Origin of the sequence: Marinobacter sp. SS8-8 (assembly GCF_030540945.1) — a bacterium.
GTDB lineage: Bacteria > Pseudomonadota > Gammaproteobacteria > Pseudomonadales > Oleiphilaceae > Marinobacter.
Window position 1 is genome coordinate 46,067 of the sequence record NZ_JASSVN010000016.1, and the last position, 14,754, is coordinate 60,820.

Below are 14,754 nucleotides of genomic sequence, written 5' to 3' on the forward strand. Positions count from 1 at the left end.
ATCAGCCGGCCCCTGCACTGGCTGCAACGGCCCCATTCTGGCTGCAATGCCAGCCTGCTGTGGAGGGGTGCGCCAGTTTGTCTGCAAGACGGACAACCTCACCGACAATGATCAGTGTCGGGGGCTGGAAATCTTCACGGAGAATGGTCGCTTCCAGGTCTGCCAGGGTGGTGACCGCCATGTGCTGTCGCGGCGTGGTTCCCCGCTCCACCAGGGCCACAGGGCAGTCCCCCGGCAGGCCATGGGCGGTGAGTTCGCGGACAATGGTCGGGGCATTGTGGAGCCCCATGTAGAATACCCGGGTCTGGCCCGGCGCAGCCAGCACACGCCAGTTCAGTTCCAGGGACTGGTCGGCCTTGCGGTGGCCGGTTACGAAGGTCACGCTCTGGGAGTAATCCCGGTGGGTCAGTGGTATGCCACAGTATGAGGCGCAGCCGGCGGCGGAGGTGATGCCCGGTACCACCTGAAAGTCGATGTGGTTGTCCACCAGGAACTCCGCCTCCTCGCCACCGCGGCCAAAAATATACGGATCGCCGCCCTTGAGGCGGACCACCCGGCGCTGCTTCACCGCCAGCTGCACCAGCAGTTCATTGGTGTCTTCCTGGGGCACGTAATGGCAGCCGCTGGCCTTGCCGACATGAATGCGTTCGGCCGCCGGGTTCACCAGTTCCATGATCTGGGGCGACACCAGGCGGTCATACACAATGGCATCGGCCTGCTGTATCAGCATCAGCGCCCGCAGGGTCAGCAGGCCGGGATCTCCCGGGCCTGCTCCCACGATGGCTACCTCTCCGGCCCGTAAGGGTTGTTCCGCCAGCTGGAACTCCACCAGGCACTTCTTCCTTTGGCTGGTTGTCATGATGCTTGTCCTTAGAGGTTGTGAACCGGAATCTCGGTAACCGGGGCGGCGACGCGCCGGGGCATGTCAAGGACACCGATTTCGTCATTGGTGAGGTAACAGCCGGGATCCTCTTCCCAGAAATCACCGGAAATGTTGTAGGCCCGTACCCGGGTGTTGCCGTTGCAGATGGCCAGGTAACGGCAGTCGGCGCAGCGGCCTTTCACCGGCCTTGGTGTCTGGCGGAAACCCGTCATCAGCGGGTCGCTGGCTTCGGACCAGATCCGGGAAAAAGGTTGGTTGCGAACATTGCCCAGGTTGTAGTCCCACCAGAAGGTATCCGGATGAACCTCGCCGAGGTTGTCGATATTGGAAATATTCACGCCAGAGGCATTGCCACCCCAGTACGTCAATCGTTGTTCCAGGGCCGGAACCTGGCCGGGGTAGTGTTCCGCGGCCCACTGCAGCAGGAAGGGGCCGTCGGCATCGTTGTTGCCGGTGACGTATTCCCGTTCGATGCCGCGCCGGAGCTCGTCGTGGCAGTGATCGAACAGCAGGGTCATGGCGTCCCGGGTCATCTCGTACCAGGCATCCCGCTTACGGTTGCGGCCGCCCCGGCCGGAGTAGTTCAGGTGCGACAGGTAGAACTTGTCGATGTCGTGTTCGTCCAGCAGTCTGAGCATGTCTGGCAACTGGAGAAAATTGTCCTGGGTGAGGGTGAAGCGAAGGCCGACCTTGATACCCGCCTGCTTGCACAGTTCAACCGCTTTCATGGAGGCCGCGAAGGCGCCTTTTTTCTGGCGGAACTCGTCGTGGGTCTGTTCCAGTCCGTCGATGCTGATACCCACGTAGTCGTAGCCGGCCTCGGCGATTTGCCGGATATTCTCTTCGGTGATCAGGGTGCCATTGGTGGACAGGCCGACATAGAAACCCATGGCTTTGGCCCGGTGGGAGATGTCGAAGATATCCGGGCGCATCAGCGGCTCGCCGCCGGACAGGATCAGCACCGGTACGCCGAAGGCCTTGAGGTCGTCCATCACGGTGTAGACCTCATCAGTGCTCAGTTCGCCCTTGAAATCCACATCGGCGGAGATGGAATAGCAGTGTTTGCAGGTCAGGTTGCAGCGGCGGATCAGGTTCCAGATCACCACCGGGCCGGTCGGTTTCGGAGCCGGGCGCACCGGAGCCGGGTTCATCAGGCTCTTGATGTAGCGGGTCATTCTGAACATGGTGCTTCCTCTGTCATGATTTTCGCAGTCGCAGACCGGTTTTTTTCAGGATGGCCGAGCTGTAAAGAATGGTGTGGCCTTCGCAGGTGTCTCCAAGCACTGACTGAATCTGCGAAGCCTTGGCCTCGACTTCGTCACGGCTGGTGCCGTGAACCATGGCGAACAGGTTGTAGTGCCAGTAGGGCAGGTGCCGCGGGCGCCGGTAGCAGTGGCTGACGAAGGGCAGTTTGCCCACCTGCCGGCCCATGTCGGTGATGGCGTCGTCGCGCACATCCCAGACCGTCATGCCGTTGAAGCGATAGCCCAGTTGGTAGTGATCCGGCACGGCGGCGACCCGGCGGATAACGCCGGCGTCCTGCATGCGCTGAAAACGGGCCAGAACCTCGTCGGCCGGTAGTCCCAGTTCCTTGCCCAGGGTGCCCCAGGGGTCCGGCACCAGGGGCAAACCGCCCTGGGTGGCCAGGATCAGTTTCCGGTCCAGCTCGCAGAGCACGTAATCCTGATCAGACCGGGAAGTGGAGATGGACATGGAACTCTTCCTCTTTCGGCATGTTGTAGACGGGATAGCCGGTTGCGGATTCGATGGCGGCAATTGCCCGGGCGATGTCGTCCGGGGCTTCCGTGGCCAGAACAAACCACATGTTCAGTTCATGTTCCCGGCGGTAGTTGTGGGCCACCTCGTCGAAGGCGTTGACCTTTCGGGTGGCGTCCTCAAAGTCCTGCTCCGGGATTCGCATGGCGGCCAGTGTGAGGCCGCCACCCATTTCTCCGGCGTGGAACATGGGGCCGAAACGGGTAAGAATGCGACGATCCAGAAGGTCTTCAAGGGTATGCAGGAGCGCCTGCTCGGTTATGCCAAGTTCGCCGGCGACCGCTGCATAGGGCGAGTGCACCAGTGGTAGCCCCGTCTGCAAACGGTTAATGACAGCCCGTTCCATCTCGGTGAATTCGGGAGCTGCCTGAAGGCGCTCAGTCACGGCTGACATAACGGCCTCCCCGTTGCCGGTAGGCTTTGGTGCTGAACAGCACGGCACGGGGGATTTGTTCCAGGCCAAGATCGGCGGTCAGCGTTTCCAATTGACTCAGAACCCGTTGCCGGTCAATGCCGTGAATCATGCAGAACAGGTTGTAGGGCCAATCCGGGAGTCGGCGAGGACGCTGATAGCACAGGGTGATGAAGGATGTGCGGGCCAGTGTGCGGCCCAGATCCTGAACCTCACCGTCCGGGACATCCCAGACCACCATGGCGTTGGCGGTATAACCCAGCGTCCGGTGCCGGACCACCAGCCCGAGCCGCTTGATGAGCCCCTGGGCCTGCCACTGTCGGATGGCGGTCATCACTTCCTGTTCGGACAGCCCGGTGATCTCAGCCAGTGTCTCATAGGGCCGTGGTGTTAGCGGGAGTCCAAGTTCCAGCTGGCGCCGAAGCCGAAGCAATCCCCAGGCACTGACCGGCCCGGCCCCGGCGATTTCCGGCACCACAGCCAGATATTCCGGGGCGTGGTGAAGGTTCACGGCAGGGCCTCCCAGTCAATATCGAAGCCCAGGTCAATGTGGTGGGCCTCCACCATCGGTAGCCGAAGCATAGGGAGCCTGAGCTGGTGTTCCAGTTCATCAAGCCGCTCTTCCAGGGTGTCTTCATCGGGCGCGGTCATGACAAACCAGAGATTGTAGGTGTGCTCCCGGGCGTAGTTGTGATTCACCCCCGGAGCACGATTAACCCGGGCGGCAACCAGATCGATCTGTTCGTCGGGTACCGCCACCGCAGCCAGCAGGCTCGCGCCCGCCCGGCTGTGCTCAAAAACCGGTCCGACCCGGCTGAGAACCTGGCTGTCCTGAAGTGACTGAAGTCGTGCAATGACCTCCTCTTCGGCGATGCCCAGCTGTCGGGACATTGCTTTGTAGGGCCTGTCGCAGACGGGCAGGTCCCGCTGGAAGAGGTTGATCAGTTGTTGGTCAGTGGTATCCAGTCTCATCAGTGCTCTCCTCCGGGCCGTAACCCGTCAGTAGACGTCGTGCTGGGTGTTGTAGACGTTGAACTTCCCGGTAGGCGTTACCAGCCGTTCGTCCTTGATCACCTTTTTCAGCTTGCGGGTCTTGTCATCAACAACCACCAGGGCCGAGGTTTGTTCCTTGCCATTCCAGACGGAGAACCAGACTTCGTCGCCGGCAATGTTGTACTCCGGTTGGACCACGCGCTTGGGCCCTTCACCCAGATCTGCCCATTCGGCGATCGGCAGCACTTCATAGCCGGCGTCCAGGTTGTCGATGTTATACACGGCGACGCTTTGGCTGACCGCCTCGGCGGGATTCAGCGCGGTATCGACCCACAGGTTGTTCGATTTCGGGTGAGTCTTGACGAACAGCGAGCCGCCACCCTGGCCATTGAGGGTTCTGACCACTTTCCAGGCCTTGTCCGGATGGCCTTCGGGGTCGGTGCCAATCAGTTGGATGGTAGGATCGCCCAGGTGGCTGGTTGCCCAGACCGGGCCATGCTCCGGATCCACGAAATTGGCGCCACGGCCGGGGTGGGGGATTTTGCCAACGTCGATCAGAGCCTCGAGTTCGCGTTCTTTGGAATCGATCACTGCGATTTTGTCGGACTGGTTGGCGGCTGTCAGGAAATAGCGCAAGCTGCTGTCCCAGCCCCCGTCGTGCAGAAATCTGGCGGCATCGATGGTGGTAATTGTAACGGCGTCAAGGTTCTCGTAATTGACCAGCTTGACCTTGCCAGTCTCTTTAACGTTGACAATAAACTCCGGTTGCTGAAGTGAGGAAACAATGGCAGCCACGCGTGGCTCCGGATGATATTCCTGAGTGTCCACGGTCATGCCCCGGGTGCCGACAATTTTCTTTGGCTCCAGGGTCTGGCCATCCATGATCACGAACTGTGGCGGCCAATAGGTGCCCGCGATAGCGTACTTGTCCTCGTAGCCCTTGTACTTGGAGGTTTCCACGGAACGGGCTTCAAGGCCGACCTTGATTGTGGCGACGGTCGCCGGATGCTCCATCCAAAGATCAATCATGTTGATCCTGGCGTCCCGGCCGATAACGAATACGTAGCGCCCGGAAGCAGACATCCGCGAGATGTGAACGGCGTAGCCGGTATCGATCACCTCGACGATCTCCTTGGAGTCGCCATCGATGAGTGCAATCTGGCCAGCATCCCGAAGAGTCACGCTGAACAGGTTTTTCAGATTCAGATCGTTCAGCTGCTTCTTGGGCCGGTCTTCTGGCGGCACAACCACTTGCCAGGTAGCCTTCATGTCAGCAAGGCCGAACTCTGGGGGTTCGGGTGGCTGATGCATCAGGTATTTGGCCATGAGATCGATTTCAGCATCGGTAAGCTCACCGGAAGTGCCCCAATTGGGCATGCCCGCCGGAGAACCATAGGTAATGAAGGCTTTCAGGTAGTCTATGCCCCGTTCCTGAGTGATATCTGGAGTCAGGGGTTTGCCGGTTGCGCCTTTGCGCAGAACGCCGTGACATCCGGCGCAGCGCTCAAAGAAAATCTGTTTGGCTTTTTCAAATTCGGCCTCTGTCAGGTCGGGCGCGCCTGGTGTGCGAACGACTTTCGCGGATCCGGGATCAATCGCGCTGGCGGTGCCCTCATAGGCAGTAACCGAGGGGTCGGGGTTCTTGGGAGCGGCATGAGCCGTCAGTGCGCCGAAGGACGCAACGGCGACGGCCAGTGCCAGTGGTTGGAAAAACAGGTTAGTGACTCTCATCAGGTTCTCTCCTTGGATTTAAGAGTCCCTCTAGGTTTCGCTTCTTTAGTCTGACGAACCTTGATTTATGTCATATATATGGTGTTTGGCCGCCATCTACCCTAACAGGGGTATGCCATAATAGTACTGGTGTTAGTAACCCCTTTTAACCAATATCAACGATGGGTTATATGGGTGTCGTCACGATGCCGACAACACTCGGGAGGACGCAGCGTGTGAAGGGTTTCTGGCGGGAAGACCAAAGGCGGATCCTGGTTTCGGCTGTCCTGTTGTCCGGTCTGCTCACGGCGCCAGCCGTGAGCATGGGTGACGACGCCCGGGGCCGGAATGCGGACGAGGCCCGGCTTGCCAATCTGGTGGTTCAGGATTGTGGCTCCTGTCATGGCCTCACCCTGCGCGGTGGCCTGGGCCCGCCGCTGCGGCCTGAGGATCTCGGCGAGCTTCCGGTGGAGGCCATCGCCGCCATTATCCGCGAAGGTGTTCCGGATACCGCCATGCCACCCTGGAAGCCACTGTTGTCCCCTGAAGAGATTCACTGGATCAGCCAGCAGCTGAAATCCGGTGCACTGGTTTCGCCCTGAGGGCCAACCTGGAGGAATGATCAATCATGGATCCTGCATTCAAGCGGCCCGCACAGCTGTTACTGGCACTACTTCTGGCCATCGGCCTGAGCGGTTGTCAGGCGTTTCCCGGATCGGCGGGCCCAGAACCAGAGTCCCGCCCGGAGCTCATGGGCACCGGCGATCTTGGCCTGATCATTGAGCGGGCCACCGGCTCTGTGCTGGTGATCAACACCTCCCGCCATGAGGTGCTGGGCCGAATTGCGGGTTTGGGGGATCTGTCCCACGCGTCAGTGGTCTACTCCCGGGACGCCCGATACGGCTACGTATTCGGGCGGGATGGCGGCCTCACCAAAGTTGACCTGTTGACCCGAACCATTGTCGACCGTGTGATGCAGTCGGGTAACAGCATTGGTGGTGCCATCTCCCAGGATGGCCGCTATGTGGCCGTCTCCAACTATCAGCCCGGTGGCGTGAAGGTGTTTGACAGCCAGACCCTGGAACTGGTGGCGGATGTCCCGGCCACCTATACCAGTGGGCACGGTGAGCCTGGCCAGTCAAAAACCGTCGGGCTGGTGGACGCGCCGGGAAACCTGTTTGTGTTCAGCCTGTTCGACGCGGGGGAAATCTGGACCCTCGACATGAGTGATACCTCGGCCGAAATCACCCGCTTCGAGGCGGGCAAATCACCTTACGACGCACTGATCACCCCGGACGGCCGTTACTACATTGCCGGCCTGTTTGGCGAAGACGGCCTGTCGATGCTGGATCTGTGGAATCCGGGCCAGGGAGTGACTGAAATTCTGCCGGATTATGGCAAGGGAGAGCAGAAGCTGCCGGTGTACAAGATGCCCCACCTGGAGGGCTGGGCCATCGCTGACGGCCAGGCTTTTGTGCCGGCCGTTGGTCACCATCAGGTATTGGTGGCCAACCTCAGCGACTGGTCCCTGACGGATCGCATCCCGGTACAGGGCCAGCCGGTGTTCGTGATGGCCAGCCCGGACAACCGCCGGATCTGGGTGAGCTTCGCCCACCCGGACAACAATGTGGTTCAGGTGATCGATTCACAGACCCGGGAAATCATCCGCACCCTCAAACCCGGCGATGCGGTTCTGCACATGGAATTCACGCCCCGGGGCGAGGAAGTGTGGGTGTCGGCCAGGGACAGCAACCGGGTGACCGTTTACAACACCCGTACCCTGGAGCCGGTCGCAACGCTCAGTGCCGAAAAGCCCAGCGGCATCTTCTTCACCAGCCGGGCCCATGAACTCGGCCTTTGAATCACGGCGGGCGTTGCCTGGCATCCTGCTGGCCGGCTTGTTGTTTACAACGCCTGTCAGTGCCGGGGGCGCGCGGATTCTGATCGGAGTCGAGTCCGCGACCAGTGTTACCGGGGTAGCCCGCTATCGGCTGACAGACTATCTGCGAACTCAGGGCTGCGAGGCCGATGTCCGGTTCAATACCGAGGCCCCAGGCCTTGCCCTGGCGTTCCTGCCAGGCGTTCCGGGGGGGGCGGTGCCGATTCTGGAAGCGGTCAACCGGGATGGCCAGCTTCCGGTTCCTGTCTGGGTAACCCGAGGAACGGCCGGTGTAAGGCATATCCGGGAACTGCAGGGGCGTGATCTGGCCACGGTTGCCGGCAAGGAGCCGCTGGGGGCCAGCCTGCCGCTGGCCGCGCTCAGGCAACAAGGTATCATCCCTGAGCCGGGGCGGCTCTACGAAGCCGGTGACTACAGTTCTGCCCTGGGGTTGCTGCTTCACAACAATACCCATGCGGCGGTTTCCGAGCTGGGATTTGTGAAGCCGTTTCTGACCGGGAATAACCTGGTGGTGAGCTGGCGGGGTGAACCGGTTAAGGCGGCAGGCTGGTTCCGGCAGGCCGGCTGGAACCCGGCCGCAGAGGCCTGTGAACAGGCATTGGCCCGAAGACAGCGGTCAGACGACCCGCAGATGTTTGTGATCTTCCCCGAATGGGTATTTGGCTTTGCCTTACCCGACAGTCAGTACTCAAAGGATTCAATGCAATGATATTTTACCAACCGGCAGGCAACGAGATCGAACTCTTTCAGGCCGCGGCAGATAACGGTCTGCCTGTGCTTATCAAGGGCCCCACCGGCTGCGGCAAGACCCGATTTGTCCGGCACATGGCCGAGAAACTGGGGCGGCCGGTGTACACCGTTGCCTGTCATGATGACCTGACCGCCGCCGACCTGGTGGGCCGACACCTGATCGGGCCGGAAGGCACCTACTGGCAGGACGGGCCATTGACCCGGGCAGTGCGCGAGGGCGGTATCTGCTACCTTGACGAGGTGGTGGAAGCACGCAAGGACACAACCGTAGTCCTGCACCCGCTGGCCGACGACCGGCGGGAACTGCTGATCGAGCGTACCGGCGAGGTGCTGACAGCGGCGCCCGGGTTCATGCTGGTGGTTTCCTACAACCCCGGGTACCAGAGCCTGCTGAAAGGAATGAAGCCGAGCACCCGGCAGCGCTTTGTCTCAATGAGTTTCGATTACCCGGGCGCGGCGGAGGAGCAGACAATCGTGATCGAGGAGTCCGGTTGCGACAGGGAGCTGGCGGAACGACTGGTCAACCTGGCCCGATCAATTCGTAACCTGAAGGATCACGATCTGGAAGAGGCGGCATCGACCCGGCTGCTGATTCACACCGCCCACCTGGTTCGGGCCGGCGTGCCGGTCGGCGAGGCTTGCCGTGCCGGGATGATAGAGCCATTGTCGGACGACGAAGCAACGGTCAGCGCACTCATGGAGGTGGTGTATGCGGTATTCGGGAGGCCAGGCGAAGGCCAGTAGTGGTGCGGTAGTTCCAGTGGTCTGGTATCTGCTGAACCTGCTGGCCCTGCCGGTTATCGGATTTGCGGTGCTGGTTTGGCTGTTCATCCGCTCTGAGCAGGCACCGGCGTTGCGGCGGGCCCATACCCGGGCAGCGTTGTATATGTCGATCATCGGGGCGGCGGTGACTTTCTTCGGTGTGGGGGTGTTCTGGTTGTTGTACGGCAACACCGGTAACTTCTGGACCGGGGCCATTGTCTGGGCCATTGTTCTGCATACGTCGTTTGTGCTGTGGGGGATGATTGCACTGGCTCAGGCGATTGGCGACAAGCCGCCTTATTTTCCGCGGCGTTTTCTCTGAATTTGGGGTCAGGGTGTGGGTGAAGAAGGGGTCAGATGAAAGCCTTCCTCTGACCCGAGGTTCAGCTCAACTCCCGGGTATGCTCCGGGGTCAGATGAAAGCTTTCATCTGACCCCTTCTTCTGGCCTCACCACTCCATCTGGCCTGGTCAGTTTGCCGAATGAAAGACGGCTAATGCTGAGACGACAACGGGCACCCATGCTTGGGCGGCAAAGCGCCAGCCAACGGGTGCCTTGCGCATTTCCATAAAATGATCGACCAGCAGAACCGCCTTCACGACCACCAGAGCAAAAACCAGCCACACCAGAACGGAAGCATCAGCGCCTGCCTGCATGGCAATCACTGGCGTCATGGTGCAAACCATCAGGACGATATAAACCAATAACATGGGTTCTCCTCCTTAAGCCAGAACGTACAGCATCGGAAATAACACCAGCCACACCAGATCCACCATGTGCCAGTAGGAGGCACCGGACTCCATGCCGTTCATGTCGTCGCCGTTGTAGTCGCCTTTTCTCACCTTCAAGGCCAGTACCACCAGGATGATCTGGCCCAGAACCACGTGCATAAAGTGAAAGAAGGTGAGGAAGAAATAGAACATGAAAAAGGTGTCGGTACCCAGGTTGTATCCGTTGCCATAGAGGTCTGCGTATTCCCAGAACTTGCCGAAGGTATAGATGGAGGAAGCCGCAATGGCGCCCCAGAGCAACAGGGTAACGCCGGACTGGCGGCGGCGCAGGCGATGGACCGCGCCGGCTACCAGGTAGCTGGCGGTGATCAGGCCGATGGTGTTGATCAGGCCGGTCCAGGGGTGCAGCACCTCTCGGCCGGCGGTGAAGGTTGCCGGGTCCAGGCTGCGGGCAACGCCGAAGCCGATAAACAGGATGCCGAAAACGGCCAGTTCCGCAAATATGAAGAACCAGACGGCCAGATCGCCGGGGAGGTGATGGTGTGTCGGGGCAGATGCCTGCATGGGGGTCAGCGGGTCAGGTTCATGTAGAGTTTGGGGAGCTGAAGCGGCAGTTGCGCCGGGTCCTTGATCACCACGAAATGGTTGCTGCCAAAGATATAGGGCAGGTATTCGCTGGCGTCGTCGTCGATGGTGACGCAGAAGGGGGTCAGGCCAGCCTTGTGGGCTTCCTGAACCGCCATTCGGGTGTCTTCCACGCCGTATCGGCCTTCGTACAGGTCCAGATCATTGGGTTTGCCATCGGTGAGCAGGAGCAGGATTTTCTGGTGTTCGTGGCGTCCCTGCAGCAAGCGGGTGGCCTGGCGTATGGCGGCCCCCATGCGGGTGTAATAGCCCGGCTCCAGTGCCTGGATTCGACCACGGCTGATGTCGTTGTAGGGCTCGTCGAACGATTTGATGTGATGGAAGCGCACATGGTCCCGGCGGCGTGAGGAAAAGGCAAAAATGGCAAAGGGGTCGCGGCTCGCCTGCAGGGCTTCGCTGAGCAGTTGTAAACCGTCCCGGGCGATGTCGATCACCCGCTGGGTGTTGTTGATAAAGGTATCCGTGGACATGGATATGTCCGCCAGAATCAGGCACGCCAGGTCCCGCTGGTTCTGTTTGCAGCGGCGAAACAGCTTCTGGTCGATGACGCCGGTGCCCCGGCGGTGCTGGACTTCCCGTTCCATGCAGGCGTCCAGGTCCAGTTCCTCGCCCTCGGTTTGCCGGCGTTGCCATTGCCGGATAGGTTTCAGGGCGCTGAACTGGCGGCGCAGCCTCATGGCGGATCGGGACAGGTGGTCCGGCAGCCTGGTCGGAATAGAATCCTTGCTGAGCATCGGCTGCAGGCAACAGAACTTCTCGCGATAACTCTGACTGCGCCAGTCCCATTCCGGCAGGTGGAGGCCGGGGCCCAGGTGCAGATCGTCGTTATCCTCGGAAGGCAGATCCAGGTCGAATTTGATGGCGGAGGAAGCCTCGCGCCGGTCCCTGGAGACCGAGATCATGTCCATGTCGTCGGCCACGGCGTCGGCATCGTCTTCCTGGGTGTCATCACCGGCCCGGTCCACCGGAATGAACTCGCTCCAGGAAAACAGGCTTTCCAGGCGGAACAGCATCAGGCCCTGGTCTTTATCGAAGGCATCCACCCGCTCGGCGCGCCGGCGTTTCCGTTTCTTTGCCAGACCTCCCGGTGTCGTGGTCAGATTGTCGTCGCCGATGCTCTGCCCGGTGACCTTGCCCTGAGCGAGGGTGGGGTAAAGCCAGATCACTACCGGCCAGGGGTCGGACTCCCCATGCGGCAGGCATTCCACGCTGCCAGGATCAATCAGCGCCTGGCGAATGGCCATTTCACGGCGGCCTTCGGCTGGGGGCAGGGTGGCCGGATCCGGGCGCCATTGCAGGGTATGGTGTACCAAGCGCTGATAAGCCGGCTCAAGCCCCGGCCACTTGGCCAGCAAGGTCTGTACCATGGCCTGGTTGCCGGTCAGCCAGCCGGAGTCCGTCAGTTCACCAAGGGAGGCCAGGGCTGCCAGCCAGAGATAGAGGTCCCGGTTCACTGGTTTGGAGGGAAACAGGGCCAGGCGCTCCGGTAGCCGAAGGCTTTGCTCATCCCGCCAGGCCAGTTCGAATTTTTTGTGGGTGCCCGCCAGCTTCTGCAAAAACCGGCGTCGGGTACGGAAATGGCGGGGTTCAGCGGTGACCAGGCTGAGAGCCGGGTCGCCGCCCAGCGCCCGAAACAGCACGCCCAGGGTTCGCGCCTCGTCTTTCAGGTGCACCGCGTGCTCGGGGAATTCCCCCATGGCCTGCCGGGTGATGTACTCGTGCCACTTGAAGCCTACCCATTCTTCCATTTCAACCCCTCAGGCTCCGGCGCGTTGCTTGCGTGGTGACGGATCAACCTGGCAAACCGGAATCAGAACGGTCTGTTTGCCAGGTTCACCGGGTTCCCAGCTCAACAGGGAACCTTCCGGGTTGTTCTTCTGCACCTCCCGGCAGGCGCTGACACATTGCAGGCACTGGGTACAGGTGAATTTTGCCCGCTTGTGGCTGCGGGTCGGCAACCGCATGGGGCAGGCTTCGTCACAGGCCTTGGTGCAGTCGCGGCAGGCTGCGGCACGCTTGCTATCAAAGGTGACAACCCTGCCTTTGCCGTTGGTCATCCAGGCAATGCTCTGCACCACCCCGAAGGCGCAGCCGTATTTGCAGAACAGGTGCCGGGCAAACAGGAAATCCAGAGTAAACAGAGTGGTGGCTACCGCCAGGAAAATGCTTGGGTAGACCGCCAGGTTGCCGGTAACCAGATCGGTGTACAGCGGGATCGGCGGCAACAGATAAGACAGCATCGCCAGTGCCCAGGAAAAACCGGTCAGCCCGCACGCCAGAGCCAGTCCGGCCCAGTGCAGGACCTTGCCGCGCCGGCCTTTCCGGAGTGCCTCATAAAGGGTGGGGCGGCCGGTGATCCGGGTCATCAGGTGATTGATGGTCTCGACCACCGAAAAATGCGGGCACAGCCAGCCACAGTAGATCCGCCCCCATTTCCAGGCGATCCAGAGCACCAGGGGTACCAGGAGGGTAATGGGAAGTACGAACCAGACGAGAATCTGTCCGGCCACTTCCGCCGGTGAGCTCTGGCTGACCCAGGCCAGCTCGAGATTGAATGACAGGGGAAACCCGAAAATGACGAAGCGGGTTTCCGTCAGGTCGTACCGAAAAATATTGAGTACCGGCGCAAGCAGAAACAGCCCGAAGAACGCGGTGCGGGTCAGCAACCGTTTGTTCTGGAGCGTGTCCTTGTTCGGGAAATTCTGCTCATGCACGGCAAGTGTCCGTTGAGGGTTGGGCAGGCCGGAGCGATTGCCCCGGCCTGCGGTTTTTATTCGTCCTGAGTGGCAGGGCCACGGACTTCCTCAGCCGGGGACGCCTGCCCCTTGATGAAGAAGCTGCCGAAGTACACCACCAGGCCAGCCATGAAGAAGCTGCCGGCGACCAGGCGCATCCAGTAGAACAGGGCGATATTGTCCTGGGTTGCCATGAACGACAGTGCTTCACCGCTCTCCGGAATCCGCTGCAGCCAGACCTGTAATATACCGGCGCCAGTCAGGAACAGGGTGATGAACACCATGGAGATGGTCATCAGCCAGAAGCCCCACATCTCGACAATCTGCGCGGTATTGCTGTTGCCGTAAGGCCGGCCACGCATGATGGGAACCGCATAGGAGATGATGGTCAGTACAATCATCACGTAGGCACCGTAGAAGGCCATGTGGCCATGGGCCGCGGTAACCTGGCTGCCGTGGGTGTAGTAGTTGACCGGGGCCAGGGTATGCAGGAAGCCCCACACGCCTGCGCCCAGGAACGCCATCACAGCAGTCCCCATGGCCCACAGCATGGCGGCCTTGTTGGGGTGATTGCGGCGGCGCCGGTTGATCATGTTGAAGGCAAAGATCACCATCATGAAGAACGGCAGGGGCTCAAGGGCGGAGAATACCGACCCCAGCCACAACCAGTATTCGGGCGGCCCGATCCAGAAAAAGTGGTGCCCGGTACCAATAATGCCGGTGATCAGCGCCATGGCGATGATCACGTACAGCCATTTTTCGATGACTTCACGGTCAACACCGGTGAGCTTGATCAGCACATAGGCCAGGATGGCACCCATGATCAGTTCCCAGACGCCCTCCACCCACAGATGCACCACGAACCACCAGAAATACTTGTCCTGGGTCAGGTTGCCCGGGTTGTAGAACGAAAACAGCCACAGAACCGCCAGGCCGATCAGGCCGGTAATCAAGACGATATTGACCACGGTTTTGCGGCCCTTCAGGGCGGTCATCATGATGTTGTAGAGGAAACCGACAACCACCAGGGCTATGCCTATCTTGGTGATCGTGGGTTGTTCAAGGAACTCCCGCCCCATGGTTGGCAACAGCTTGTTCATGGTGACATCGGCCAGGGTGGCGTAGTCCACGAACAGGTATCCAAGGATGGTCAGGGTACCGGCAACGGCGAAAACCCAGAACAGGATCCAGGCGAGCAGCGGGCTATGCAACTCGGTTTGTGCCTCTTCCGGAACCAGGTAATAGGTTGCCCCCATAAAGCCGAAGAGCAGCCAGACAATCAGCAGGTTGGTATGAACCATCCGCGCTACGTTAAAGGGGATTTCCGGAAACAGAAAGTCACCCACTACGTACTGGAGCCCCAGGATCAGGCCGAACAGAATCTGGCCGGCAAACAGAACCAGGGCAAAGATGAAGTAGGGCATTGCCACTTTTTGAGATTCGTATTTCATGTCTGC

16 protein-coding genes and 1 pseudogene are annotated in these 14,754 nt (G+C 60.4%); 5 read left to right on the plus strand and 12 right to left on the minus strand.

The features are described 5' to 3' along the window. Position 1 precedes the first annotated feature (1 nt). The 7 genes and pseudogenes from cobA to QPL96_RS15140 form a co-directional block, all read right to left on the minus strand. Positions 2 to 793, minus strand: a pseudogene (cobA, locus tag QPL96_RS15110) (uroporphyrinogen-III C-methyltransferase); the annotation flags it as partial. A gap of 77 nt (positions 794 to 870) precedes the next feature. After that, positions 871 to 2,067: a heme d1 biosynthesis radical SAM protein NirJ gene (gene nirJ, locus QPL96_RS15115; protein WP_303288141.1), complete on the minus strand. Its 1,197-nt coding sequence runs from the start codon at positions 2,065 to 2,067 to the stop codon at positions 871 to 873. Positions 2,068 to 2,080: 13 nt separating this feature from the next. Next, complete coding sequence (locus tag QPL96_RS15120) at positions 2,081 to 2,596, minus strand: Lrp/AsnC family transcriptional regulator (protein WP_303288142.1); 516 nt, start codon at positions 2,594 to 2,596, stop codon at positions 2,081 to 2,083. Continuing rightward, positions 2,571 to 3,053, minus strand: a complete 483-nt coding sequence (locus tag QPL96_RS15125) for an Lrp/AsnC family transcriptional regulator (protein WP_303288143.1) — start codon at positions 3,051 to 3,053, stop codon at positions 2,571 to 2,573. The genes QPL96_RS15120 and QPL96_RS15125 overlap by 26 nt, the downstream gene beginning before the upstream one ends. Next, positions 3,037 to 3,537, minus strand: coding sequence for an AsnC family protein (locus tag QPL96_RS15130; protein ID WP_303288191.1), 501 nt, complete (start codon positions 3,535 to 3,537; stop codon positions 3,037 to 3,039). Before QPL96_RS15130 ends, QPL96_RS15125 begins: the two co-directional genes overlap by 17 nt. A gap of 41 nt (positions 3,538 to 3,578) precedes the next feature. Beyond that, on the minus strand, positions 3,579 to 4,043 hold the full coding sequence (locus QPL96_RS15135) for an AsnC family transcriptional regulator (protein WP_303288144.1): 465 nt from the start codon (positions 4,041 to 4,043) through the stop codon (positions 3,579 to 3,581). A gap of 27 nt (positions 4,044 to 4,070) precedes the next feature. After that, entirely contained in the window at positions 4,071 to 5,795 is a 1,725-nt protein-coding gene (locus QPL96_RS15140; RefSeq protein WP_303288145.1) for a nitrite reductase, read from the minus strand. 215 nt (positions 5,796 to 6,010) lie between these two features. On the opposite strand from QPL96_RS15140, the gene QPL96_RS15145 reads away from it, so the two are divergent. Genes QPL96_RS15145 through QPL96_RS15165 form a run of 5 tightly spaced genes read left to right on the plus strand, consistent with a single transcriptional unit; the run spans position 6,011 to position 9,508 of the window. After that, positions 6,011 to 6,376: a cytochrome c gene (locus tag QPL96_RS15145; protein ID WP_303288146.1), complete on the plus strand. Its 366-nt coding sequence runs from the start codon at positions 6,011 to 6,013 to the stop codon at positions 6,374 to 6,376. 26 nt (positions 6,377 to 6,402) lie between these two features. Then, entirely contained in the window at positions 6,403 to 7,635 is a 1,233-nt protein-coding gene (locus QPL96_RS15150) for a cytochrome D1 domain-containing protein (protein WP_303288147.1), read from the plus strand. Next, positions 7,619 to 8,383: a hypothetical protein gene (locus QPL96_RS15155; RefSeq protein WP_303288148.1), complete on the plus strand. Its 765-nt coding sequence runs from the start codon at positions 7,619 to 7,621 to the stop codon at positions 8,381 to 8,383. The genes QPL96_RS15150 and QPL96_RS15155 overlap by 17 nt, the downstream gene beginning before the upstream one ends. Further along, the gene (locus QPL96_RS15160; protein ID WP_303288149.1) at positions 8,380 to 9,168 is read left to right on the plus strand and encodes a CbbQ/NirQ/NorQ/GpvN family protein; all 789 of its coding nucleotides are present in this window, start codon (positions 8,380 to 8,382) and stop codon (positions 9,166 to 9,168) included. The genes QPL96_RS15155 and QPL96_RS15160 overlap by 4 nt, the downstream gene beginning before the upstream one ends. Beyond that, positions 9,134 to 9,508 carry a hypothetical protein gene (locus tag QPL96_RS15165; RefSeq protein ID WP_303288150.1) on the plus strand — a complete coding sequence of 125 codons (375 nt, stop codon included), beginning with the start codon at positions 9,134 to 9,136 and terminating at the stop codon, positions 9,506 to 9,508. The genes QPL96_RS15160 and QPL96_RS15165 overlap by 35 nt, the downstream gene beginning before the upstream one ends. Positions 9,509 to 9,656: 148 nt before the next feature. On the opposite strand, the gene QPL96_RS15170 is transcribed toward QPL96_RS15165, so the two are convergent. The 5 genes from QPL96_RS15170 to QPL96_RS15190 are packed head-to-tail and all read right to left on the minus strand — an operon-like array spanning position 9,657 to position 14,748. After that, complete coding sequence (locus QPL96_RS15170) at positions 9,657 to 9,896, minus strand: cytochrome C oxidase subunit IV family protein (RefSeq protein WP_303288151.1); 240 nt, start codon at positions 9,894 to 9,896, stop codon at positions 9,657 to 9,659. 12 nt (positions 9,897 to 9,908) lie between these two features. Next, positions 9,909 to 10,481 (minus strand): cytochrome c oxidase subunit 3, encoded by a 573-nt coding sequence (locus QPL96_RS15175; protein ID WP_303288152.1) that lies wholly within the window; start codon positions 10,479 to 10,481, stop codon positions 9,909 to 9,911. Positions 10,482 to 10,486: 5 nt separating this feature from the next. After that, positions 10,487 to 12,310, minus strand: coding sequence for a nitric oxide reductase activation protein NorD (locus tag QPL96_RS15180; RefSeq protein ID WP_303288153.1), 1,824 nt, complete (start codon positions 12,308 to 12,310; stop codon positions 10,487 to 10,489). A 9-nt stretch (positions 12,311 to 12,319) separates the two neighbouring features. Then, positions 12,320 to 13,276, minus strand: a complete 957-nt coding sequence (locus QPL96_RS15185) for a 4Fe-4S binding protein (protein ID WP_303288154.1) — start codon at positions 13,274 to 13,276, stop codon at positions 12,320 to 12,322. Between the two features lie 56 nt (positions 13,277 to 13,332). Then, entirely contained in the window at positions 13,333 to 14,748 is a 1,416-nt protein-coding gene (locus QPL96_RS15190; protein WP_303288155.1) for a cbb3-type cytochrome c oxidase subunit I, read from the minus strand. Positions 14,749 to 14,754 lie beyond the last annotated feature (6 nt).